Annotated in this window: 25 protein-coding genes and 2 riboswitches; all 25 genes read right to left on the bottom strand. The window is 43.7% G+C overall.

Features of this window, described 5'->3' with window-relative positions; genetic code table 11:
- Positions 1–9: 9 nt before the first annotated feature.
- Complete coding sequence (locus tag BAA9072_RS17745; protein WP_201716022.1) at positions 10–1,623, bottom strand: gamma-glutamyltransferase family protein; 1,614 nt, start codon at positions 1,621–1,623, stop codon at positions 10–12.
- Positions 1,620–2,627 carry an ABC transporter ATP-binding protein gene (locus BAA9072_RS17740; protein WP_201716021.1) on the bottom strand — a complete coding sequence of 336 codons (1,008 nt, stop codon included), beginning with the start codon at positions 2,625–2,627 and terminating at the stop codon, positions 1,620–1,622. Before BAA9072_RS17740 ends, BAA9072_RS17745 begins: the two co-directional genes overlap by 4 nt.
- Positions 2,587–3,594: an ABC transporter ATP-binding protein gene (locus BAA9072_RS17735; RefSeq protein WP_201716020.1), complete on the bottom strand. Its 1,008-nt coding sequence runs from the start codon at positions 3,592–3,594 to the stop codon at positions 2,587–2,589. Before BAA9072_RS17735 ends, BAA9072_RS17740 begins: the two co-directional genes overlap by 41 nt.
- Positions 3,595–3,602: 8 nt before the next feature.
- Entirely contained in the window at positions 3,603–5,135 is a 1,533-nt protein-coding gene (locus tag BAA9072_RS17730) for a glutathione ABC transporter substrate-binding protein (RefSeq protein WP_201716019.1), read from the bottom strand.
- A 20-nt stretch (positions 5,136–5,155) separates the two neighbouring features.
- Complete coding sequence (locus BAA9072_RS17725; protein ID WP_201716018.1) at positions 5,156–6,061, bottom strand: ABC transporter permease; 906 nt, start codon at positions 6,059–6,061, stop codon at positions 5,156–5,158.
- 23 nt (positions 6,062–6,084) lie between these two features.
- A complete protein-coding gene (nikB, locus tag BAA9072_RS17720) occupies positions 6,085–7,026 on the bottom strand; it encodes a nickel ABC transporter permease (RefSeq protein ID WP_201716017.1) in 942 nt (313 codons plus the stop codon).
- A gap of 251 nt (positions 7,027–7,277) precedes the next feature.
- On the bottom strand, positions 7,278–7,727 hold the full coding sequence (locus BAA9072_RS17715; RefSeq protein ID WP_201716016.1) for an Lrp/AsnC family transcriptional regulator: 450 nt from the start codon (positions 7,725–7,727) through the stop codon (positions 7,278–7,280).
- A 504-nt stretch (positions 7,728–8,231) separates the two neighbouring features.
- Positions 8,232–9,428 carry a PDZ domain-containing protein gene (locus BAA9072_RS17710; protein WP_201716015.1) on the bottom strand — a complete coding sequence of 399 codons (1,197 nt, stop codon included), beginning with the start codon at positions 9,426–9,428 and terminating at the stop codon, positions 8,232–8,234.
- Between the two features lie 330 nt (positions 9,429–9,758).
- Complete coding sequence (locus BAA9072_RS17705) at positions 9,759–10,787, bottom strand: alpha/beta fold hydrolase (RefSeq protein WP_201716014.1); 1,029 nt, start codon at positions 10,785–10,787, stop codon at positions 9,759–9,761.
- Positions 10,788–10,804: 17 nt separating this feature from the next.
- Positions 10,805–10,999, bottom strand: a complete 195-nt coding sequence (locus BAA9072_RS17700) for a hypothetical protein (protein WP_201716013.1) — start codon at positions 10,997–10,999, stop codon at positions 10,805–10,807.
- Positions 11,000–11,011: 12 nt separating this feature from the next.
- Complete coding sequence (locus BAA9072_RS17695) at positions 11,012–11,773, bottom strand: glucose 1-dehydrogenase (RefSeq protein WP_201716012.1); 762 nt, start codon at positions 11,771–11,773, stop codon at positions 11,012–11,014.
- Between the two features lie 149 nt (positions 11,774–11,922).
- Positions 11,923–13,374: a S41 family peptidase gene (locus tag BAA9072_RS17690; RefSeq protein ID WP_201716011.1), complete on the bottom strand. Its 1,452-nt coding sequence runs from the start codon at positions 13,372–13,374 to the stop codon at positions 11,923–11,925.
- 174 nt (positions 13,375–13,548) lie between these two features.
- On the bottom strand, positions 13,549–14,622 hold the full coding sequence (gene metX / locus BAA9072_RS17685) for a homoserine O-acetyltransferase MetX (RefSeq protein ID WP_201716010.1): 1,074 nt from the start codon (positions 14,620–14,622) through the stop codon (positions 13,549–13,551).
- A 275-nt stretch (positions 14,623–14,897) separates the two neighbouring features.
- Positions 14,898–16,193, bottom strand: coding sequence for an O-acetylhomoserine aminocarboxypropyltransferase/cysteine synthase family protein (locus tag BAA9072_RS17680; protein ID WP_201716009.1), 1,296 nt, complete (start codon positions 16,191–16,193; stop codon positions 14,898–14,900).
- Between the two features lie 181 nt (positions 16,194–16,374).
- Positions 16,375–16,494, bottom strand: a riboswitch (SAM riboswitch).
- An 88-nt stretch (positions 16,495–16,582) separates the two neighbouring features.
- The gene (locus tag BAA9072_RS17675) at positions 16,583–17,722 is read right to left on the bottom strand and encodes a trans-sulfuration enzyme family protein (protein WP_201716008.1); all 1,140 of its coding nucleotides are present in this window, start codon (positions 17,720–17,722) and stop codon (positions 16,583–16,585) included.
- Between the two features lie 128 nt (positions 17,723–17,850).
- Positions 17,851–18,231 carry a DUF302 domain-containing protein gene (locus BAA9072_RS17670; RefSeq protein ID WP_201716007.1) on the bottom strand — a complete coding sequence of 127 codons (381 nt, stop codon included), beginning with the start codon at positions 18,229–18,231 and terminating at the stop codon, positions 17,851–17,853.
- Positions 18,232–18,315: 84 nt separating this feature from the next.
- Positions 18,316–18,897: a peroxiredoxin family protein gene (locus BAA9072_RS17665; protein ID WP_201716006.1), complete on the bottom strand. Its 582-nt coding sequence runs from the start codon at positions 18,895–18,897 to the stop codon at positions 18,316–18,318.
- On the bottom strand, positions 18,890–19,504 hold the full coding sequence (locus BAA9072_RS17660) for a hypothetical protein (RefSeq protein WP_201716005.1): 615 nt from the start codon (positions 19,502–19,504) through the stop codon (positions 18,890–18,892). The genes BAA9072_RS17665 and BAA9072_RS17660 overlap by 8 nt, the downstream gene beginning before the upstream one ends.
- Entirely contained in the window at positions 19,501–19,683 is a 183-nt protein-coding gene (locus BAA9072_RS17655; protein WP_201716004.1) for a hypothetical protein, read from the bottom strand. The genes BAA9072_RS17660 and BAA9072_RS17655 overlap by 4 nt, the downstream gene beginning before the upstream one ends.
- A gap of 243 nt (positions 19,684–19,926) precedes the next feature.
- Positions 19,927–20,163 carry a hypothetical protein gene (locus BAA9072_RS17650; RefSeq protein WP_201716003.1) on the bottom strand — a complete coding sequence of 79 codons (237 nt, stop codon included), beginning with the start codon at positions 20,161–20,163 and terminating at the stop codon, positions 19,927–19,929.
- Positions 20,164–20,291: 128 nt separating this feature from the next.
- A riboswitch (cyclic di-GMP riboswitch) is annotated at positions 20,292–20,380 on the bottom strand.
- Positions 20,381–20,508: 128 nt separating this feature from the next.
- Positions 20,509–21,861 carry a murein hydrolase activator EnvC family protein gene (locus tag BAA9072_RS17645; RefSeq protein WP_201716002.1) on the bottom strand — a complete coding sequence of 451 codons (1,353 nt, stop codon included), beginning with the start codon at positions 21,859–21,861 and terminating at the stop codon, positions 20,509–20,511.
- Positions 21,862–21,900: 39 nt separating this feature from the next.
- Complete coding sequence (ftsX, locus tag BAA9072_RS17640; protein WP_201716001.1) at positions 21,901–22,785, bottom strand: permease-like cell division protein FtsX; 885 nt, start codon at positions 22,783–22,785, stop codon at positions 21,901–21,903.
- A complete protein-coding gene (gene ftsE / locus BAA9072_RS17635; RefSeq protein ID WP_201716000.1) occupies positions 22,775–23,461 on the bottom strand; it encodes a cell division ATP-binding protein FtsE in 687 nt (228 codons plus the stop codon). The genes ftsX and ftsE overlap by 11 nt, the downstream gene beginning before the upstream one ends.
- A 545-nt stretch (positions 23,462–24,006) precedes the next feature.
- Complete coding sequence (gene cccB, locus BAA9072_RS17630) at positions 24,007–24,321, bottom strand: cytochrome c551 (RefSeq protein ID WP_201715999.1); 315 nt, start codon at positions 24,319–24,321, stop codon at positions 24,007–24,009.
- Positions 24,322–24,395: 74 nt separating this feature from the next.
- Positions 24,396–25,268: a YitT family protein gene (locus BAA9072_RS17625; RefSeq protein WP_201715998.1), complete on the bottom strand. Its 873-nt coding sequence runs from the start codon at positions 25,266–25,268 to the stop codon at positions 24,396–24,398.
- Positions 25,269–25,286: the final 18 nt, after the last annotated feature.

Here is a 25,286-nt window from a genome sequence, read left to right as displayed (position 1 = left end):
AAATATTCATCACCAAGCTGAAACCGCTCCATCTGTTCTCGACTCGGTACCACCCATCAGAACCCCTGAAACGGGATTTCGCCAAATGATTTGCCCCCTGCCGAAAGCCCCTGAATCTGTCGCCACTTTAATGTGGTGTCCCTTCCTCGCTAATGCCTGCGCAATGTGATTGGGAAAATCCGGTTCAACGAGCACTTCCTTATCCTTTATCCATTGCCACCTCGGTGCATCCAGTGCAGCTTGCGGATTTAAGTGGAAATCGATCGTATTCATCACTACTTGGAAATGTCCTTGAGGCTGCATATATCCACCCATTACGCCGAATGGACCTATCGCCTCCTCTCCTTTCGTCAGAAATCCTGGAATGATCGTGTGATATGTTTTCTTACCGGATTTGAGCGCATTGGGATGATCAGGATCTAAAGAGAAATCATGGCCCCTGTTCTGCATGGAAATACCGGTACCTGGAATCACAATGCCTGAACCAAATCCCATATAATTACTTTGAATGAAGGAAACCATATTCCCCTCGTCGTCAGCAGCAGCCAGATAGACCGTTCCACCTTTTTGGGGCTGATATTCTTTTGGAGTGATCGCGTCTTCTTCAATCATTTCCCGTCTGGAGCGTGCGTATCCTTCAGATAATAAGTGTTCCACAGAAACCGGCATTTCTTTTTCTTCTGTGATAAATGCTTTTCCATCGGTAAAGGCAAGCTTCATGGATTCGATTTGTTTATGATATGTATCAACTGCGTCTTTTTCTGATAAATGGAAGCCCTGCACGATATTTAATCCCATCAAAGTAACAAGCCCTTGACCGTTAGGAGGAATCTCCCAAACATCGTAGCCTTTGTAGTTTGTTGATATCGGAGTCACCCATTCCGCTTTATATTCAGAAAGATCTTCCTTGGATAAGTAACCGCCACACCTCTCGACATAGGAAGAAATTTTTTCTGCGAGTTCCCCCCTATAGAAACTCTCTCCATTTGACTCTGCAATCAACCTGAGAGTGGCGGCGTGACCTGGCGATGACCATATCTCCCCAATAAGTGGAGCTCTCTTATTAGGGGCAAACGTATCGAACCAGGGCTGGAATTTTTTATCATCCTTAAATAATTCCCGGAACTTCTTGTAGGCCAACCCCCAATACTTCCCCAGTACAGGGCTGATTGGATACCCTTCTTCCGCATATCGAATCGCAGGTGCCAACACCTTATTTAATGGAAGCTTTCCAAATTTGTTTGACAGCTCTGCCCATGCTGACGGAGCACCTGGAACGGTTATCGGAATACCTCCATGCACAGGCATTCCTTTATGCCCTTTCCTCTTAACATCTTCAATGGAAATACTTTTTGGAGAAGGTCCGCTTGCATTTAAACCATGAAGTTTCCCCTTTACCCAAACCAGGGCGAAGGCATCACCACCAATTCCATTGGAGGTAGGTTCAACTACTGTCAGTGCTGCCGCAGTCGCAATCGCAGCATCTATCGCATTTCCGCCCATTTGCAGGATCTCCAAACCAGCCTGAGATGCAAGTGGCTGAGAAGTAGCCACCATTCCTTTCTTTGCAAAAACGGTATTACGTATTGAAGAATACGGTTGATATAAATGATCCATCTTCATAATCGTTCACTTCCTTTTTCCACATGATGACATGCTACATAATGTTGATCTCCCATATCACGCCAAACCGGCTTCTTTTGCTTGCATATCTCTGTAGCAATCGGACAGCGTGTATGGAATGTACATCCCGAAGGAGGATTTGCAGGATTTGGAATTTCTCCTACCAACCGGATCCTCTTCCGATTCCTCTCAATCGATGGACGGGGGATGGCTGACAAGAGTGCTTTCGTATAAGGGTGCAATGGGTTTTCGTAAAGCTGTTTGGCAGATGCCAATTCTGCTGTGTTGCCTAAGTACATCACCATTACCCGATCACAGAAATAACGCACCACCCCGAGATCATGAGAGATGAATAAATAGGTTAACCCGTATTTTGACTGGAGCGTCTTTAATAGTTTCAGAACTTGCGCCTGCACAGACACATCCAGGGCAGAAACAGCTTCATCACAAATAACGACAGAAGGATTCAATGCTATGGCACGGGCGATTCCTATCCTTTGGCGCTGTCCCCCACTGAACTCATGGGGGTATCGATCATAATGTTCTTCCTTCAGCCCGACCTCTTTAAGCAGTTCGTATACTTTTTCTTTACGATTTTTGCTGGACAGCTTTGTATGCATAATAAATACCTCTTCAAGAGCATCCCCTATACGCTGCCTTGGATTAAGAGAAGCATATGGGTCCTGAAAAATCATTTGCATTTGCTTCTTGAAGGGCAGGCGGTTGCGTTCAGATAAATGCTGAAGCTCCTGTTCCCGAAAGATCACCTTCCCTTCCGTCACAGGTTCCAATCCCAGAACAGCTCTGCCTAATGTAGATTTTCCACAGCCAGATTCTCCGACTACACCTAAACTTTCACCCTCAAACATTTCTAAACTGACATCTTCTACTGCTTTTACATGGCCTTGAACTCTTTTGAGTAATCCACCTTTGATCGGGTAATATTTTTTTACACTTTCTAATTTAAGTATGGACGATTTTTTGACGGTTGTCGGCACCTTCATCTACCTCCTGCAGCCAGCATTTTACACTGTGGTCTCCTGGCAATTCAAAATCATCTGGAGCTGTAACGGAACACTTTTCCATTGCATAAGGACATCTGGGATGAAAACGGCATCCACTGATTTCTTCATTAATGTTTGGTAGTGAACCGGGAATGGCCTCAAGTTCAAACTCAGGTTCATCCAAATTGGGTACAGAATGCAATAATCCCTTTGTATAAGGATGTTGCGGATTTTCAAAGATGGATTCTACTGATCCCTCCTCTACTTTTTCCCCTGCATACATGACCATCACCCGGTCCGCTACTTCTGCGACTACCCCCATATCATGGGTAATCATCATGACGCCCATCCCAAGCTTTTCTTTCAAATCCTGTATCAAGTCCAGAATTTGAGCTTGAATGGTAACGTCCAGCGCAGTAGTAGGTTCATCCGCAATGAGTAACTGTGGGTGACAAGCGAGTGAAATGGCAATCATGACTCTCTGCCTCATCCCCCCGCTTAGCTCATGGGGATATTGTTTCATTCTCTTTTCAGGATAAGGAATCCCTACTTGTTTCAACAATTCAATACCCTGTGTATGAGCCTTTGATTTATTTAGCTTATGATGTAAAATGAGCGGTTCTCTCAATTGGTATCCGATTGTCAATACGGGATTGAGCGCTGTCATCGGCTCCTGGAAAATCATTGATATATCCTTCCCCCGTACTTTTCGTAACTCCTCTGAAGACAACCGGTTTAAATGTCGATCCTTAAATTCAATGCTCCCTTCCTTAATGAACCCATTGCTTGGCAGAAGACCCATTACAGAAAGTGAGGTAATGCTTTTTCCGCAACCCGACTCCCCCACGACACAGAGGGTCTCCCCTTTTTTAATCGAAAATGATATCCCCCGAACAGCTGATACTTCACCATCTGCTGTTCGAAAAGTTGTGACCAGGTTCTTTACAGATAATAGATCTTTTGTCATCTTTACCCCTACTCTCTGTAAACGTTGTATAACGACCATTGACCAGTCGGATCTAATGTAAGACCTTTTACAGATTGATCCGTTGCTGCCGTTACCACTCCATGATTCATGACAATGACCGGTGCATCCTTAACGATTAGTTTATTCGCTTCGTCCAGTTTCTCGGCACGTACATTTTGATCAACATTTTCTCTCGATTCATTTACAAGTTTATCGAACTCAGGATTACTGTATCGGACTCGGTTGGACGAACCTACATTATCTGAATGGAAGTTTGGATACAATAGCTCACTTCCATCTGACGTTGTATTAGACCAGCCAAGGAACGTCATATCATATTTCCCATCGCGGGCTGTGTCTAAGAATGTTCCCCATTCCATCGTCTCTATGGATACTTTTAAACCAGCTTCCTGCAGCTGGGATTGAGCAATTTCTGCCATTAACATATAACTATCACGATTCGCTACTAATATCGTAAGCTCTTTATCTCCAAAGTTATTCTCCTTCACGAGCTCTTTCGCCTTTTCCAAATCATGTTGATACCCTTCTTCGTTTGCTGACTCATCATATCCGAATACCTTTGGACCGATTACACTGTTTCCTTCAATGCCAAGTCCATTCAACTTTTTCACATAGGCTTCACGATCGAGTGCATAAGCCACCGCTTGGCGGAACTCGGGATTGTTCATCGGCTCTTTTTCCATATTGAATCCCATGTAGTAAACAGGTGTCCCTTCCTGCTTCGAGACCTCAACATTCTTTAAAGACTCCACACGTTGCAATTGTTCCGTAGGAATGGCATCAATAAATTGAACCTTTCCTGTTTGGAGCATAGAAATCGCCGTCGTCACTTCCGGTACCACTTTAAAAACGACTTTCTCTAACTTTGGTGCATCCTGCCAATAATCCTCATTCTTCTCGATGACAACCTGATCCCCCGGTGTCCAACTTACAAATTTAAAGGGGCCGGTTCCGACAGGTTCCTTCATTAAATCTTGTGATTCATCAGCTGCCGGACTGACAATGGATGAATTTGTATGTGACAATGCTGCCAATAATGGCCCATATGGATATTTAGTCTTAATTTCAACCGTATAGTCATCCACAACATTCACTGACTCAATGGGCTCCAATAGTGACGCACGGGGTGCAGCTGTTTCAGGGTCCATAAATTTATCGAATGTATATTTAACTGCTTCTGCATTAAAGTCCGTTCCATCATGGAATTTAATATTTTCTTTTAGCTTAATCACCCACGTTTTATCGTCTGGTGTTTCATATGATTCAGCCAACAGTGGCTCCATTTCCATTGTCTCTGGATTTCTTGTAAAAAGAGTTTCATAGACTTGTTCAATGACGTTGGAGGAAACCGAGTCGTTTGTTAATATTGGCGAAAGTCCCACCACATCAGAGGTTGTTGCATACGTTAACTCCTGAGAGACTTCTCCACTATTTTTGTCCCCACTTCCACTTGAACTGCTTGAACATGCCGTCGTAAAAACAACTAATAATCCTACCAATGCAATAAGCCACTTCTTCATTTTATTTCCCCCTCTATTTTTTATTGATTTATATTCATGTTTGGATCAAGTGCATCTCTTAAACCGTCTCCGACCACATTAAATGCGAATACGATCAGCATGATGGCAATCCCCGGTACAATCGTCATATGTGGTGACGTCCACATGAAATTCTGTCCTTGGGCAATCATTGCTCCCCATTCGGGTGTCGGCGGCTGTGCCCCTAATCCCAGATAGCTGAGGGCAGCCGTTGATAAGATGGCCGTTGCCATTCTCATGGTCGCGAAAACAATGATGGGGGCTATACAGTTAGGCAGAATATGCTTCACCATGATGCGGAGATCGCTCGCCCCGAGTGATTTCATCGCTAGAATATACTCTTGCTTCTTCACCGATAATACTGATCCCCTTACGATACGGGCACATGTCGGTATGGACCAAATACTGATCGCAATCGCCACATTCACCAGACTCGTTCCGAGAACGGCGATGATCAGCATAGCTAAGAGGATTCCAGGAAAAGCAAAGAGTAAATCCACAATCCTCATGATGAACCCATCCAGCCTACGGTAATAACCCGAGAGAAGACCAAGGGTTACCCCTCCAATCAGACCCAGACTTACAGCGGTGATCCCTACGACAAGGGAGATTCTTGCTCCATACACGATCCTGCTCCACATATCACGGCCGTAGTTATCCGTTCCCAACCAGTGTCCCTCTGAGAATAACGGTAATTCACTTGCTGCCAGATCTTGTTTAAGCGGTCCGTGGATCGTAATAAGTGGTGCTGCTATAGCCAGGAATATTTGTAGAGTGATAATGATCAATCCCATTACAGCCAATTTATTTCTCAGCAAACGCTTTGCGGTTGTTAACAGGTATTTTTCCTTTTTCTTTAATGGAACAGACCTTTTCACAGAGTTCGTTGTCACTACTTCAGCAGCCATTTCCCTCTCATTCCTCCCTTCTATTAATCGTAGCTAATGCGTGGATCGATAAAGACATAAATAATATCAACTAACAAATTCACAAGAACAAAGAGCGTGGCCACTAATAATACGGAACCTTGAACCATCGGGAAATCCCTCGCGGCTATCGCATCGATCATTAACCTTCCCACCCCATTGATGGCAAATACCTGCTCCGTAATAATGGTCCCGCCAAGGAGGAATCCAAAATTTAATCCGATGACGGTAATCACGGGGATCATCGAATTCTTTAGGGCATGGATCCAAATGATTGTTTTCTCTTTCAATCCTTTTGCCCTGGCTGTACGTATGTAGTCTGCCCGAATGACTTCAAGCATCGATGAACGACTCATCCTGGCAATCATTGCGGCTGAACCCGTGCCCAATGTGATCGCAGGAAGAATCAACTGCTTCATCCCTTCTATCGTCCAAAAGGGAGAATCAAGACCTCCCACGGGCAAGACTTGTAGGTTCACTGCAAATACGAGTATCAGGATGGTGCCCAACCAGAAATTCGGTATGGAAATACCTGCTAATGCCACGACGGTACTGGAAACATCCAGCCACGAATTTTGTTTAAGGGCTGAAATAATCCCGGCAGTGAGGCCGATCACGATTGCGACAATCATGCTTGCAATGGCGAGATTCAGCGTATTCGGAAACCTGACGGCGATTGCTTCGGATACGGACTGCTTCGTTTGATAGGAATAACCAAAATCACCTTGAAATACTCCTTTCAGATAATCCCAATATTGAACCAGAAATGGGTCATTCAAACCAAGATTATCGCGAATGGCGGCAATATCAGAATCTGTTGCCGTCGGACCCCCGATAATGGATGCCGGATCTCCAGGGGCAATATGCATACTGCCAAATACCAGGAATGAAATACCGATGAGTAAAAGTAATAGTTCAAAAAATCTTCGTGCGATAAGTGCTGCCAAAATGTCCAACCTCCTTTTCCGGATCGTATTATTCCACTTAAAATAAGCTTTCGTTTGTTAGGTCAAATGAAACATTAACCTAACAAACGTAGCTGTTTTTATGTTATTGACGATTATATCGGATACCGAAAGGAAAATCTACACATTTTTCTAAAAAGTTTATTTATTTTGAATACTCAACTTATCGTGGTGTATTTCAAAAACAAAAACAAAAAAAAGAGCTTACCAAATGGATGGTTAAGCCCTTTATCCTATAATTTAAGTCCACTTCTACTTTTGAATCTTCTGAGTAGAATGTGACTTTCTACTCTGGAAATGCCCTCCAGAGAATACAGTTCATTATTCACAAATTTCTCTAACGCTGTAAAATCTTCGACAAGCACGTGCATATGTAATGTGCTTGGCCCTGTCATTTGATAGCAACTCGCTACACTTGGATTATCAGCTAAGGTTTGCGCGACCTCCACTAAATAAGCCGGCTCACAATCTACTTCGAAGAAAGCCGATACCTGCTTTCCTACTTTTTCAGAATTGATCACTACGCTAAAACGCTCAATTATCCCATTTTCCATCAATTGATGTACTCTTTCCCGGACAGAGGTACGGGAAAGAGTCAATTCTTTCCCAATATCAGCGTAAGAAAGGCGTCCATTTTCTGTTAACAACTGTAATATTTTTCGATCAATGTCATCAAGCTTCATCCCATCACCTCATAAATCTAACAGATAATTTTTTAACAAAGTAAATTCATTATAACGATAAACCTGTTTGGGGAAAAGACTGTATCAGAATTTTCTAAAGATAAAGAAGTAATATATTCACATGCCATTAGTCCTGACATTCTACTAACAGGGAAGGTGATTATAATTAGTTGTTTTCGCAAAGATTGTGGTTATGATTACCAGTTGATTGGAGCTGATATCATCCACTACACGCTTCTTCAAAAACAACAATGAGCTTCGACTAAACTTTCCGCAGGTAGCCCGTGAGCCTGCGGGGGTCTCCCATATGCTAGTTTTCCTCAGGTGTCTTCGTCTTGCACTCCAATCAACCGCTGAAAAAAGCCAGAATCAGTACCGAAAATAACGAATAAACCCGAACAAGCCTACAAGGAAGCAGGCTTGTTCGGGTTTTACTTAGACTAAAGCAATTTTGTCCCAGTCACTGACTATAGGATCTTTAGTTCTTGGAGGTTCTTGTCATTCTTATGAAACATGATGATGCCCCCACCCCGAAGCCTCATCGGCAAATATGATCCCCAATTCGTGATGATCACCTTCATACAAAGCTCCTTGAGTGAAGCGGTTCTCGCCATTTGCCCCAAGGACCTCCAGCTTACAATAAGCTCCGTTCTTTTGAAGGGCTTCATAGAAGGCTCGTTCCGTATTCACGTCCACACCGTTCACCTTCAGGACGATTTCCCCCACTTCCAAGGTCAGCTTCCTTGCAGGTGAACCAGGAAGGATACCGAGAATCATGACTCCCTTGGACTGCCGTTTGAAGTAGTAAGGCTTTGAATCCTCGGTACTCCGGTAACGGTATGCGATCCATGCCCGACCAAAGATGGCCACAGCCGCTGCACCAATCGAAAACATAGGTGCCCAGAATCCAGTTACGGCTAAGGTCAATACAAATGCACCCATCCAGAAAACACGGGATCCCGTATGCTTGATCGCCATTTCCGGCAACGTGCTTTTCACTAATTGCTGAAACCCGAGAAGAAACGGTACACACAGTAAAGAATACGTTTCAGTTCCTAAAGTAAACACCGGCCACCATTCAAATGGAAGGGACAGTGTCCCGGTAGGTACCAGGACGAACATAGGGACAAGCCACAATTTCTTCCCGAGATGGGCTCCTACCTTCAAGCCACGGGCACTTTTAAGTAACCGGGGTGAAGTATCCTTCCAGCCATTCAATCGAATCAGGATTCCTTCTATCATTGTTAACACCCCAAGGAGCACCACAATAGAGCTCAGCAGACCTAAGTTCAAATTTTCCACATATGTATTTACGTAGGGGATGTCCCACTGAAAATAATCCACCACCACTAATATGAAGTAGGAAAAGCCTGCTGTCATGGTCGCTGACATAAGTTGAAAACGACCTGTCAACGCAAACAGAATCGACACGGCCCCAATGAGGATGATTCCGGCGAAAGGAATCACAACTCCCGCTCCAACCGTAACGACCGAAAACAGCAATCCAAGTACGATTCCATAGGAAAATAAAAGCCGCATATCATGATATCCATCCAGCAGTCTCGTATTGAAATCTCTCCGTTCCCTTTTCACACGATAATAGCCCGTCATGATAGCGAAAAACATAGACAGATATAAAACAGGATGAAGAAACAATTTCCCAAATCCTTTCAAAACCTCCAGCAACCACAGCTCAACCAATGATCCGTCACCACCTTTTGCAAGAAAATTTGCATTATCTACTATTTTATCAAAAGACTCTACTAAAACCTATTGCAATTTTATTGGATCGTTTTACGATTCGATATCATTTCCGACAGCATTCTTCATATTTTCCCGGGAAATGATGTCGATTGGATAGAAATGCGAGCAGCATTTGCAGAAAAAGAGACGGTGGAATACCGGATTCTACCGTCCCTCTGTATTATTGAAAATAGGAGCTGATCCATTCCTTGAAAACGAAATAGGCAAAACCTAAATACTCCAACGGGGTTTCAATTTCCCAATTCATCATCATATAAGTCCCTCCTTTTATTTAGAATGGACGTGCAACCACTCTTTTAATTCATTTGATATCCCATATTTAATGAGGCTGGCATGCCCTCCTGCCACCTCTGAGATTCGCTTATTCTTACTCGATACCAACTCCATCAAAGGAGTACTGATTGACGCAGGTACCAATTGGTCATATTGAGAGGATATCAGGTAGAGGTTCGACTGGATGTTTTGTAGATCTACGATTTCCCCGGAGAGTTTGAACTTTCCCTTCATAAGAACATTCTCTTTTATAAAATACGTCAGGATGTCACTTGCCATCGCACCGGTCAGGGAGAGATGATCGTTTGTCCACTGATTGAAACGAAACCAATATTGGGCATAATCTTGATCATAAGCTTTATTTAGCAGAGACAAATAGGGAGAAAAATAAATCGGGGAGGTGAGAGCCCTCATTCCATACCGAACGAGGGGTGCGGGAATAATATTGATTTGTTCCATTATTCCTGTCACATCTAACTCATCCTTTTTTAAAGCTTCCACCCAATTGTGGTAATCGGGAATCTGGTCAAAGTCGATCGGGGTGACAAAAAGCAATAGATTCCTGATGAATTGAGGATGTAACGCTGCATAGATGACCGCTAACGTCCCTCCCAGACAAAAACCGGATAGAGACAACTGGTCTTTTCCACTATGTCTCAGGGCATGTCTTATACAAGGGTCCACATATTGTGAAAGATACTCCGCCAATCCGATCCCGCTCTCTTCTGCATCAGGTTCAGCAAATTCGAGAAGATACACATCATATCCCTCTTGAAGAAATTTCCCTATGAGACTGTGTTCCTTTGTCAGATCCAAAATAGAGGGCTTATTGATATGGGAGTAAAGTAAAAATACAGGGATATGCCCATTTGTCTTTTCAGGAGCATAGAACCACAGCGTACTATTGTATTTATTCCATATTTTCTCCCTTGAAAAGTTCGGCTCCCACTCACTATCATTTTGTAAGGTGTTGATGAATCCTTTCCAGCGGGCCATTTCCTTTTGGTACTTCTCTTCTTTCATATTTTCACCACCATTCTTTATTCATGTAACGTGCGGATTGACTGTGCAAGAGAAAGGAGCTGAATATATCCGATAACGACTTGGAACCATTCAAGGCACAATGTAATAGACTCCACCAATCCAGGATCATCCAGCTTCTCTTTAATCGATTGATTCAGCTCATACTCTACACTCATCCACAACTTTTTCAATTCTTCATAAAATTGATCCATGTCTTTCCCTCCTTATACCTGTGCTCGTATGCCGCCATCCACGACTATTATATGTCCGTTGATATAATCGGAAGCAGATGAGGAAAGAAAGACGGCTACTCCATTCAGGTCCTCTGCTTGTCCAAACCGCCTTGCCGGTATAAGCTGCTTGATCATATTCCCCTGTTTTGCAAATAATTCCTTTGTGATTTTGGTTGGAAAGAACCCTGGAGCGATGGCATTCACCTGTATATTATGTGGAGCAAGCTTCACTGCAAGATCCTTTGTCAACGTCATGACCGCCCCTTTGCTCGTGTTATAAGGAACCGTATCCATAAGCATGGGATTCGTTCCGCCAAACCCCGTAACAGAAGCGATATTAATGATCTTTCCACGTTTCTGCTGTACCATTATTCGGGACACTTCCTGTGAAAACAAAAAAGCACCCTTCACATTGACATCCATCACCTTGTCCCATTTATCTTCGGGGATGTCTGCAAAAGGACCGGCCCAGGAAGTCCCGCTATTATTGATCAGAATATCGATTCTGCCAAACTCTTTCATGACCGTTTCGACCACGTTCAGGACATCCCCTTTCTGCGTAACATCGCAAGGAATGGCAAGTGACCTCACACCTAAACCAATGAGTGATTGTTTCACTTCTTCACACGCTGTTTGGTTTCTCGAACAGATTACAACATGCGCTCCCGCCCCTCCCAATGCCAGAGCCATTTCTTTCCCGAGACCCCGTCCACCGCCTGTGACGATGGCGACTTTGTCTTTAACTGCGAACATTCTATCATTCTCCTTTCTATTAATTTGAGGGTCATTATTATAATAGATAGATGAAAGAAATGAGTGCGCATTCTCCGCTTGAAAAAGCAGAAATGAATCATATGTCTCACAAAAAAAGAGACCTCTCCCTAAAGAGAGGTCCCAATACATTATTGATTCTTTTTCCCTGTGCGCTCAATATACTCCATGGCTGCCTGCAGCTGTAGATCATTCTTTTCATCCTGTACTGCCTCGAATATTTCTTCCTGCAGCCTCTCACCGGTCTTGGCATCGATGACACCCGTGACGTCCAGGCTTTCTTGTATTTGGAAATCCTTTACGGCTTTTGTCGTTTTCTTACTGAAATACCCATCGACCCGATCCAGGGAAAAGCCTAACCCTTGCAGCATTTCCTGGGCGTTTTGCACTTGTTCGTTGTTTGCGCCTTCTTTCAATGGTTTTTCTACCTGAAGTGGATGGGCATAGAAATAGGATGGTTGTCTGACCGGGATATCCGGTTTGATCCCTTTCTTATGAATCCAATTCCCGTTCGGTGTCAGCCATTTGAACATCGTCAGTTTAATATTGCTGCCGTCCCCCATCGGCACTGCCTGTTGCACGGTTCCTTTACCAAAGCTCTTCGTCCCGATCAGCGGATATCCCTCCGCCTCTTTCAGGGCACCGGCAAGGATTTCTGATGCGGATGCACTGCCCTCATCGATGAGAACCACCACCGGGTAGGCTTTTCTTTCTTTGCTATTGGAGAAGGATTTCAGCACCTCTCCACTTCGTTCCTGGATTTGGACATATGGTTTTTTCTCTGTGACGAACTGTTTAAGGATATCTTCCACACTGGAAAGGAGTCCGCCGGGATTACCCCTCACATCCAGAATCAACCCTTCTACCTTTTTCTTCTCCAGTTCGGCCAGCTGCTTTTTAAAATCGGCGGCGGTATTTTCAGAGAAAGTAGTGATCTGGATATAGCCTGTCTTTTTCCCATCTACTTCCTTCACATCCGAAATCACCGTTTCAACCGGAATATCATCCCGTTTTACAGACACTTCGATTGGATCAGAAAGCCCCTCTCTCGTAATTTCCAACTTAACCTCTGTACCCTTCTTACCTCTGATTTTCAACGTTGCTTCATAAAGATCAAGGCCGTCAATGCTGTTCCCATCCACCTTGATGATGCGGTCATTAGGTTTCAGCCCGGCTTTTTCAGCAGGTGAATTTTTAAAAGGCGCCACGATGACCAGTTTCCCGTCCATGATCGTGACCTCTGCCCCGATTCCTTCAAAGGATGAATCCAGAGCATCATTAAATTGAGACGCGGTCTCGGCGTTCATGTAGACAGAATACGGATCGTCCAAGGTTTTCAGCATCCCCTGGATCGCACCTTCGACCAACTGTCCTTTGTCTACATCCTGGAAGAACTTATCGCTGATCAGATCATAAGCGACTTCCACCTTGTGGAGCTTATCATTGACCTCCCCTTTGCCGTCAAACTGAGCAAGCTCGTCCCCTGCCCCGCCTGTCCACTCCAAGCCGCCATACATTCCTCCTGCACCAATCAGCATGCTAATGATGATGGTGATGATGAGCTTTCTGCCCGTCCACTCCATATATTCCCCTCCAGCTTGTCAATAGTCTATGGTATGGATTAAAGCAGCACGATGAAGACCCTCGCTGCTCCGTCCAACGAAAAAAGACATCACACAAAAACGCGCTAAGGCGGTGCGATGTCTTTGCTTACCTAACTATATGCCTGTAGGGGACGAGTTATGATTAGCAGAAGATTATTTAATACCCGAAACCATCCTTTTGACTTGATGGTTCTTTAGATGGGAAGAGATGATCCCCCCCCATTTTTCAAATTCCACAAGAAACCCGTCATGACCGAATGCTGTCGGGATATAGTAATGCTCACCCTTTAAAACTTGTTTGGTGAAATCTTTTAAATACTGAGGGGAATATATCAGGTCTCCCTCATAGCTGATGGAAATCAGTTCGCACGGATACGAATCAGCTACTTTCCTTACTCCTCCTCTATCTCTGCCGATATCGTGGGAATTCATGGCTTTAAGCAGGGTAAGGTAGCTGTTCGGATCAAATCGCTTTCCCAGTTTCTTTCCTTGATAATCTAGATAACTTTCTACATTGTATTGCTCATTTGTCCTCTCCCGCTGAAAACGCTGATCAAATAATTCCTGGGTCCGGTACGTCACCATCCCAACCATTCTGGCAATCTCTAACCCTTTTAAAGTGGCCCCTTTGGGATAGTGTCCCCCATGAAAGTCGGGATCCTCTTCAATCGCTGTGATGCCGATGTGATTAAAGGCAAGACCGTAATCGTTTAAGGCTGGTGAGACGGCAAGGGCGAATACCTTAGAAAGATAGGAAGGATACAGAGCCCCCCATTCAAGGGCCTGCATTCCTCCCAATGAACCTCCGATCACCGCTTCGATGTGATCGACGGAGAGCTGTTTGAGCGCTTCAAATTGGGCATGGACCATGTCCCTGATAGAAATGTGCGGAAAGTCAGGACCATATCGATCTCCCGTTTCCGGATTGGTAGACGCCGGCCCCGTACTGCCTTCGCATCCTCCTAATACATTAAAGGCGATCACGTTGAATACATCGGTATCTATATACGACCGGGTCCCGATCATCCCATCCCACCAGCCGCGGTCTTCACTCGTCCCCTTGACTATGTGGGTACCAGTGAGAGCATGACAAATGAGGATGACGGGTCCTTCCTTATTTCCTGTCCGTTCATACGCCAGATTTACATTTTGCAACGTGGTGCCTGACTCTAATGCGAGGGATGGGATGGTAATGGAGCTTACTTCGTACGAATATGAATTCTCCATTCCTCCACCTCCTTTTTTGGTGTTGTTATGGGTTTTAGAAACCCCATTATTTTGCATGCCGTTCTTGTACTATGCTTCACGAATACGTTCCTTTTAATTGGACGGGTCTGCAGCGGGTTCGCTGATAAACCCGAAATTCCGCTGTTAAAAGGGACGGTTTCGCTGATATATTGGAAATTCCGCTGATAAAATCAGATTTTCGCTCATATCTCTCTTTCACAGTCCCCGGAGGACCTATAGTTAGTTTTCGTACCGTTATCCCCAAAACATCTCCCTTATACCCGGGACGTTTCCAGTGCAACTTCGATGGCATGATCCAGATCCTCGATCAAATCCTTCGCAGATTCCAATCCAACAGAAAGCCTCACAAGATCCTCGGTTACACCGGTGGCACGGATTTCCTGATCGTTCAATTGCTGGTGAGTCGTGGAAGCAGGATGGATGATCAATGACTTCGCATCCCCTACGTTGGCTACATGTGACCAGAGGGAAATATTATCGACTACTTCCCGCCCTGAATCCCTTCCCCCTTTTATGCCAAACACAACGATAGAACCAGCTCCATTTTTTAAATATTTTTCCGCAAGTGCATGGGATGGGTGCTGTGGAAGACCCGGATACGACACCCACGCCACACCGCTGTGCTGATCCAAGTGCTCCGCAATCTTCAGCGCATTCTCTGTGTGACGTTCAATCCTGAGGTGCAGGGTTTCCAATCCCTGCAATAACAGAAATGCGTTCTGTGGACTTAAGCAAGCCCCGAGGTCGCGAAGCAGCTGCACTCTTAATTTTGTAATAAACGCGGCTGCTCCCACATCCTGTGCGTAGCGCAGTCCATTATAGCTTCTATCTTCTTCCGTGAATCCCGGGAATTTTTCATGATTCCAATCAAACTGACCACCGTCAATGACGACTCCCCCAATCGCCGTACCATGTCCGCCGATCCATTTTGTTGCAGAATGGATGACGATATCTGCCCCCCACTCAATCGGCTTACACACGTATGGAGTGGCAAATGTGTTATCGATGATGAGAGGGATATGGTTGTCATGGGCCACTTTCGCTACTGCCTCGATATCCAGCACGTGGAGGCTTGGGTTCCCGATCGTCTCGGCAAATACTGCTTTCGTTTTCGGGGTAATCGCCTTACGGAAATTCTCAGGGTCAGTCGGATCAACGAAATGAACCTTGATGCCGTATTTCGGCAGAGTGGTAGAGAATAAATTATACGTTCCACCATAGAGATTCGTGGCTGCCACGATTTCATCCCCTGCACCGGCTATATTTAAAATCGATAAGGAGATCGCCGCCATTCCGGATGAAACCCCAAGAGCTCCAATACCTCCTTCTAAAAGGGCAAGGCGCTTCTCCAGCACATCCACCGTCGGATTCATGATTCGGGTGTAAATATTCCCCGGTTCTTCAAGTGCGAATAGTTTCGCTGCATGGTCACTGTTGTCGAAAACATAGGATGTCGTTTGATAAATGGGTACCGCTCTTGATCCTGTGGATGGATCCGGCTCCTGGCCGCCGTGAAGAAGCAGAGTGTCGAAATCGAATGATTTTGTCATTGGTAATTCCTCCTGAAATGTTTTTTTGGATTTGGATTGGGTTTGTGTGACTTGCTGCGGTTGAGCAGAAGCTTTTTCAGCTCCTGACTGCAAAGGCATAACGAGTGTTTCTAGGAAGATAGAAGAGGTAAAAATAAAAAACCCTCTTCCTAAGAAGAGGGTCTAATTTAATAGGGTCCTCCTCTTATCTTTCAGGCTGATCGCCTGCAGGAATTAGCACCTTTTCATGTGACGCATAAATGCGTACATGAAGGTTGCCGGGTTTCATCGGGCCTAGTCCCTCCACCTCTCTGGATAAGAGCATGTAGTTGTCAATGTAAAAAATTTGTGCGTTGAGATGAATTATAAAGGGTAACCGGTCTTAACGTCAAGTGTATTTTCAGAATTTTTTATTTTTTCAGTGAAGCTGTTATCGCTTCGTTAAACTGAGCGACGATGTCTTCACCATCCTCGATACCTAACGATATGCGTACCACATGGGTGTTGATGCCAAGCTTCTCCTGTGCTTCTTTCGGAAGGGCCCGGTGAGAGGTCCCCAATGGATACGAAACCGTTGTTTCTACACCGGCAAGGGACGGAATGATCTTGATCCAACCCAGAGACTTAAAGAAGGCACTAATATTACATGCAGGCTCAAGTTCAATGGTGACGATCGCTCCATTCCCTTTATCGGATAAATCGGTTGGATAGTAAACCGACTTCACCTGTTCATTATCTCGCAGTTCGTCGGCAAGGGTCCTGGCGTTCCCCGCCTGGGTGCCCACCCGAAGTGCCATTGTTTTCGCCCCGCGGCATGTGAGCCAGGCTTCGAATGGACTTAAGTTCGAACCGATGTTGACGACCTTTTCTCTTGCTTTTTGTACCAGTTCTTCGTGTCCCACGACTACCCCCGCGGTGATGTCACTATGCCCCCCGATATATTTCGTTGCACTGTGAGCCACCAGATCGACCCCTTCCAGGAAAGGCTGCCGGAGAAATGGGGTGGCAAACGTGTTGTCGATCATCGTTTTTAGGTTATGCTTCTCAGCAACGGTCTTCATACTTGCAATATCTTCTACACGCATAAATGGGTTTGTGACTGTTTCGCTGTATAGAAGTTTCGTTTGCGGGGTAATCGCTGCCTCAATTTCTTCCTCACTCGTAAAGTCAACGAAAGTTGTCGAGATGCCGAATGATTTCAGCTCTTCTTTCAGCATATGGAAGGTCCCCCCGTATAAATCCTCTGCTGCAATGATATGATCCCCTGCCTGTACAACTGCCAGGATTCCGACCAGTATAGCTGATAACCCCGAAGACGTGGCGACACCTGCAGGAGCACCTTCCAAGTCTGCTATCATCTTCCCAAGCTCATCCGTGTTTGGATTACCCGTTCTTGTATAAAGATAAGGGGACTTGCCTTCATAAAAACCTTCAAGCTCCTCAAGTGACGTAAAAGAAAACGCAGACGTCTGGTAGATCGGTGTGGTCTTACTTCGGATTTCTTCTGTCCCTTTCAGCTGACTATGTACGACTTTGGTGGTGAATTTCATATTCCCGTCATCCTTCCTGAATCTATGTATTTTTAAAAGTGTACCATATTCAGAAGATTGTGAGGAGTAGGAGGTATTGGATGACATAAAAAAGAACCCGCCGCTCTTTCGCAACAGGTTCCCATCTGTCATACGTTTTCTAAACACCCTATCAAACGATTTTCAATATCCAATGCCAACCGTTTTAATGCATCATTGTCCACCATCTCAATCAGCTTGCTCGGTTTCGCCATACCGATCTTCGTTGTTCCGCCTTCCGTGTATACCGTTACTTTACAAGGCAGGAAATAACTTACGAGCATACTTTCTTCCAGTACCTTTTTCGCTTCGTTGGGGTTGCACACTTCCAGTACGACTACTTCTTCGTGGAAATCGAGTCCTTTATCGTGAAGCTTCCCGGCAAGATCAAGATTCCACAGGACGCCAAAGCTTTCCTCTTTCAAAGCCGTCTCTACTGCAGCTACCGCCTCGTTCACATTCATCGAAACCTCTTTTGTGTAGTGGAACATATTCTATCTCCCCCTTTTCATCCTCGTTACCTATACCTCATAGCGTATGTAATGAAACATCCTTCTCAAGGTCCGTCCCTCCCATTATTCCATTTGTTGGATCATTTTACCCATCATGTCTTCGTTCATGGGGCCGAGGATTTTGTGTTGGATGATGCCGTTGGTGTCGATCATATAGGTGGTGGGAATCGTGAATGCACGATATTGGTCACCGACATCACCTTTTTCATCCATTAGAATCGGGAAAGTGAGTTTATAACCATCGACAAATTGCTCGACAGCCTTCTTCCCGTCATCCTGTGAAGTCAGATTGACCGCCAGGATTTCGACATTTTCCTTTTTTGAATTTTTTTCATAGTACTTCTCCATATGCGGCATTTCCGCCTTACATGGCGGGCACCAGGTTGCCCAGAAATTCACGATCACCTTCTTTCCTCGATAGTCGGAGAGATTGACTTCTTCCCCGTCTAAAGTAGTTAATGCAAAATCCGGGGCGCGATCCCCCCTCGTAAGCCCTTGCTTCGCATCAGAAAGGTCCATGGACTCTTTAGCTAATTGGGCAGCCTCTTCCTTCGCCTTCTTTTCCTGTTGATCCTGAAACATGTTCACCAGGAAGATCCCAATCAGCAGGGCGACGATAGCCAGGGCAAAATTCCTTTTATTCAATGTAGTTCCTCCTTCGATTGAAAAAGATAAGATATATCATTACCATTAAATACGACCAAGTGATCGTTGTATACGCAAATCCTTCATTTATGGAATGGAAAAGGAGTTGAAGGAGGGTGAAAACTGTCACCAATTGTACAGCCCACTTATCTTGGAGAGGTCCCTTACTTTTTTTCAATAGAAATACAAACAGAAACCCGTTAGTAATCAACTGAATGGTTCCTATCAATATTTCACCATCCAATAAATGACATGCGAATTCATAGAAAACAACTGTGCTGATCCAAGCTATGGTCAGATCTGTAGGATCAACCCTTTTTTTGAACGACACGTACACAAGTGCTCCGATTAAACCAAGCCAGAAGCCGATTCTGCCCCCATGAAAATAAACGGCCGTAAAAGGGTGATCGATGACCGTTTGAAAATCAACGATGATTACACTGAGCTTCCAGATGAGTACAAAATAAAAAATACTATTCGAATACCAGTCACTCGCTTTTTTATTCCAGAAGAAAAGCAGGAGAAAGGTTAAAATGAACGATGCCATGACGGCACCCCAGGAGGATGGGAACGTGAAAGAACCAATGGTGTACCATCTTTCAATCAAAAGGATCTACCCCCTTTAGAAAAGGAGATACTCACATCAATATGATACTTAACCATTGCCACACCATCATCATGATTCAATGGAAGCGATTCTAATACTTTGTACATTGCCACACGTTTTTGCCGTTTAGGATCCAGTATCTTTAAAGCTTTGTGATGTTCGAATAAATGTCCGGTCATTCGCAATCCCCCCATCCAGCAAATATACCCTATTATGTATTAGTATCTTAAATCTCAACCCCACAATCAAGTTATCTACTCATAGTGTTTCCCTCAATTGAATTATTACAGAAAGAGAGTAGAAATGTGTGTCCAATTGTTGAATGTCCAAATAAAAAAAGGATCCCTCTTTACAATGAAGGACCCTTGTATAAACTGAAATAATTGCGATGTACAACCGATCTCTGTAAGGAAATCGACATTTTATGCTGCTTTTAACCCTTCCAATATCAGCATAAAATATTTTACGCTGTCTCCACCGCGCTGATTGATTATTTCAATGTCATGTAAAACCCTTTTAATTTCTTCAGCACCGACACATTTGATTATCATGTCACTGACCTCTTCTGCTGAATAACTGCCTATATGGGTATACTTTAATGCAGTGCGGTTTCTTCTGCAAAAACTTCTTAATTGTCTCTTTATATCAGCTAACTCCAATACCATCATCCTTCGTACAGATTCAATTCTTACTGAAACGAACCTACCCAGATAAAAATAACCTACCAAAAAAGGCAGGTTAAATCATACTAGAGTAACGGTCGAATTAGTAGTCATTGCTCCATTATTTCGGTAACCCGGCGATCGTTATTTTTAATAAAATGGCAGACCCGTGGCTTTGCGTCCTAATCTTTCAATTAGTTTGCCTTTATCGAAAATCACTTGAATATACTGTCATTATACTAGAAGAATTATGATATGAAAACAGTATTCCGTATATTAATAGACTAATACGGGGCTAATAGTATAAAAAACCCCACTCCTTAAAAGAAGTGAGGCTTTACCTTAAAAGTTAATATATTGACGCGGGTTTACTGCATTTGCATGGGATGCACTCCATGAACCTCTGTAGAGCTCAAAGTGTAAATGCTGTCCGAAAGAGTAGCCGGTGTCACCCATGTAACCGATTTGGTCACCTTTATTTACTGCTTGTCCAGTACTCACCAATGAAGAAGACATGTGAGCATAAACCGTTGTGAAAGTTTGACCATTGATAGAATGTGTAATGTAAACTACATTACCATAGCTTGAGCTGTACTGGCTTTTAATGACATATCCATCAGCTGCTGCAGAGATTGGCACACTGCCACGTGCTGCAATATCTGTACCGTAATGGAAGCGTCGCTCACCATTTAAGATATCCCAACCAAAGTTTGTCGTGATAGTTCCACGAGCCGGAGCAGTCCATGTGCCAGCACTTACTGGTGTACTTGAGGCTATTTCAGCATGCCCTGAAGATGATGAACCACCGCTACTGCTTGAAGTAGCCTGTTGCTGTGCCTCGGCACGCTTAGCTGCTTCAGCTTCTGCCTGGCGTTTACGTTCGATTTCACGCTTGCGGGCAAGTTCTTGTAAACGAGCCTGTTCAGCCTGGATCTCACCTTCAAGCTGGTGCTCCATTTTAGAAAGCTCTTCCGATTCTTTTTCAAGACCGGCTTTTTCTACTTTTAACGATGCCTGTTGAGCTTCCAGTTGTTTAAATAGTTCTGCTTTTTTAGCTTTTTGGCTATCAAGATCTTTTTTCAAGGATTCAAGATTTTCTTTAGAGGATTTAAGATCCGCCAGTTCTTTTTCTACTTCAGCCTGTTTCTTCTCTAGTTCAGCCTGATCACGTTTTTGTTCATCCATGATTTTTTTATCGGCACTTACGATTGTATTCACTGCTGTAACACGGTTGATGAAGTCTCCGAAGCTATTCGCTCCAAGTAGTACGTCAAGATAATTGGCAGAGCCGCCTTTTTCCTGGATTGCACGTGCACGCTCTTTTAATAGCTCGTTACGTTCTTCAATCTTTTTCTTAAGGACTTCAATCTCTTCTTTAAGCTTATTGATTTTTGCCGTTGTTTCATCGATTTCTTTTGTTTTTTCTGCGATCTTTGTTTCTGTATCTTTTAATTTAGTACTGATTTCAGCAATCTGTGATTGGATATCTTTTTGTTTATTGATATTTTGGTCAATCTCTGATTTTTTCTCATCAATCTTGCCATTGATTTGTTCCTTTTTAGATGAGATGTCGTCCTGCTGTTTCTTTAAGTCCTCCACGGAGGAGTTAGCGCTAGCAGTGGTTGCTAACGTTGGTAGACTTCCGATTGTTAATGCTGCTGCAATAGATAATGATATGAAATACTTCTTGTTCAAGCGGCATGCTCCTTTCAGCTTCTATCAACCTATCAAATTTTACACTTTTAAGAATTTACGAACAGACATAAAGCTTCCCCATGCCCCGATCAAGCAACCCATTAATAGAATCAATCCGTTTACTTGATAGATAAAGGGGGTAAAATCTAATATCTGAATAAAATTGTTTTGTAGTTTCGGTTTAATAAATCCATAGGCATAGTAGTAACCTGTTGTGACAAGAGCGATCGGGATAATAGAACCTAAAATTCCAAGCCATAATCCTTCTAATATGAATGGCCAGCGTACGAACCAGTTGGTTGCACCCACGAGTTTCATTATCTCGATTTCCCTTCTTCTAGCGACAATGGTGATTTTAATTGTATTTGAGATGAGGAACATGGCGGTAAACAACAGACCGATAATTAATACAAGTCCAACGTTTCGACTCATTTCCAGCACATTAAATAATTTTTCAATCTTCGCTTCACCGTAAAGGGCTTCATTTACACCTTCATACTTACTGATTTGACCAGCAATCTTCCCAGTGTCTCGTGGATTCTTTGCTTTCACGATGAACACATCATACAATGGGTTATCCTGTTCAAATAATCTGAAATCGTCTCCCAGATCCTTAACAAGGTTCTGCAGTTCTTCTTCCTTTGAAGAGTACTCAACGGATTCGACTCCACTTATATTTTGAATCTTTTTCTCTATTTGATCAATTTGGGATTGTTCAGTACCAATTTCCAGTAAAACCCGAACTTCAACGTCTTTCTCAATATCGGTTGCTACCTTGTTCATGTTTAGCATTAGGACAATGAACACACCAACAAGTAACAGTGTTACGGTAACGGCACTTACCGATGCAAATGTCATCCAGCCGTTCCGCCCGATGCTTTTGAAGCTTTCTCTAAGATGTCGACCATACGTTCTAGCTTTCATAACCGTAATCACCTCGCTGTTCGTCCCGGACAATTCGGCCATTTTCAATGGCAATTACCCGATGCTTGATCGTATTTACGATTTCCCGGTTATGTGTAGCCATGATCACTGTAGTACCACGGTTGCTGATTTCTTCAAAGATATTCATGATATCCCATGATGTTTCGGGGTCAAGGTTTCCTGTAGGCTCGTCCGCAATCACAAGCTTCGGCGTATTCACAATGGATCGTGCAATGGATACACGCTGTTGTTCCCCACCGGAAAGCTCATTCGGCAACATTCTTGCTTTGTGCTTTAACCCTACCAGGTCCAGCACTTCCATGACTCTTTTCTTTATCTGTTTTGGATGTTCTTCTATTACTTCAAGTGCGAAGGCAATGTTTTCATAGATTGTCAGCGATGGTAGCAGCTTGAAATCCTGGAATACAACCCCCACGTTTCGTCGTAAGTATGGAACTCTACTATTTTTGATTTTGGCGAGATTGATACCATTTACAATGATATCTCCTTTGGAAGGACGTTCTTCGCGGTACATCATTTTAATAAAAGTAGACTTCCCGGCTCCGCTTGGCCCCACAACATACACAAACTCACCTTGCTTAATATGGACGTTAAAGCCATTCGCAGCCATCACACCATTGCTGTACTGCTTGTAGACGTCTTTCATTTCTATCATTTAAAATCACCTTATTTGTATTATGTAGTTACCCTCTTGGCTGTTATCGACATATGTACACGGGACATAACCAAAGTAATCTTTACCACCGTTAGACAAAAAATGGTGAAAAAACTCGAATTACGCTTCCGAAAATTATTATAACATCACTTTATACGAATTTAAGGAAAAAAATTATTACATTTTCATTTCAGAACATAAAAAAATGTGAATTTTTTACCTGTTTTGCTGTCGATTTTACCTATTTAGAGATAAAAAAGTAGTTCTTTTTATCTATTATCTGGTACTATTACCAGATAATAGATTTTTGTGGTGATTTAACGTAAAATACTCAGTTGATGCCGTTCTGATTAAGTTACTAGGTTATAATTGAGTAGGTTTAATAGATTCATGATTAAGTGGATCAATACGAAAAGCTTCTGTAACAAAGACTTAAAGAAGGATTAGTAAAAAGATGTGGATAATAAAAATCAATTGCACGTTGACCGGATCAAGTTAATTACTGACAAAAAAGAAGAACCCGTATTTGGATTCTTCTCATGTTCTTATTTCTTATTTGATAACCATTCAGCCACTGCGTCAGCTTCCTCACCATCAATGAGTCCAGGAGGCATTTGGCCTTTACCATTCTTGATGGTTTCACGGATTTGGTCTTTGCTTAGCTCAGCACCGATATTTTTCAGGGCAGGACCCATGCCGCCTTCAAGGTTTCCACCATGGCAGCTGGTGCACTTATTGTTTACGATTTTTTCAGGGTCTATTCCACCGGAGCTTGTTTCTGTACTGTCGCCGCCGTCTCCGCCACAGGCTGCAAGTACCAATGAAGCGCCAAAAAGAATTCCAAGTAGCTTTTTCTTCATTATTATCCCCCTAGGAAAACATTTTTGAGTCGCGGATGCAAGGTCCGTCCCTCTCTTACATAATTATACCAAGATTAAACACGTTTGAAACCTTCACCGAGAACTTCCGAAGCATCCATTGTAACGACGAATGCAGCGGGGTCAATGGTTTTGACCAGTTGTTTCAGTTTTGTGAATTCTGTCTGATCGACGACACACATGAGGATCGGACGCTCATCATCCGTATAACCACCGTATGCAGATAGTTTTGTCACCCCGCGGTCGATTTTATTCAAAATTCCTTCACGTACCTCTTCCTGACGATTCGTAATAATCAAGGCCATCTTGGACCGGCTTATTCCAACCTGGACCAGATCGATGGTTTTACTGGTTACATATAAACCGATAAGGGCATATAGTCCTCGCTCGATATCGTATACGATGGCTGCGGAAAGAACGATCATCCCGTCTATAAGGGCGACACATGTTCCCAAGGACAGTCCAGTGAACTTATTGACAATCTGAGCGGCAAGGTCCGTCCCTCCAGTTGATGCTCTTCCCCTGAACACGATTCCTAAACCAAGTCCTACACCGATCCCACCGAAAAGGGCACCAAGCAAGGGATCCTCTGTCCATGGTTTCCAATCTTCGGTCAAGAAAACGACAAGTGGTAAAAATATCGTACCGATGGCTGTCTTGACTCCGAATTGAAGCCCAAGAAAAATCAATCCAGCAATAAACAGCGGAATATTGAAAGCCCATTGTACGTAAGCAGGCTTCCAATCAAACAATCCATTCAGAATGGTCGATATCCCGCTCACCCCTCCCGAAGCTACTTCGTTCGGCAATAAGAATACATTAAACGCAATGGCCACAATCGTTGACCCAAACACAACAAACAAATACTCTAACAACTTTTCTTTCCGTGGATTAAAAACCTGCTCACGACGCCTTTCCTTCAAACCCATCCAGTACGACTCCTTTAA

This window comes from Rossellomorea arthrocnemi (assembly GCF_904424705.1).
Lineage (GTDB): Bacteria > Bacillota > Bacilli > Bacillales > Bacillaceae_B > Rossellomorea > Rossellomorea arthrocnemi.
The sequence above is the reverse complement of the archived record's forward strand: the minus strand, read 5'-3'. Positions and strand labels throughout refer to the sequence as shown.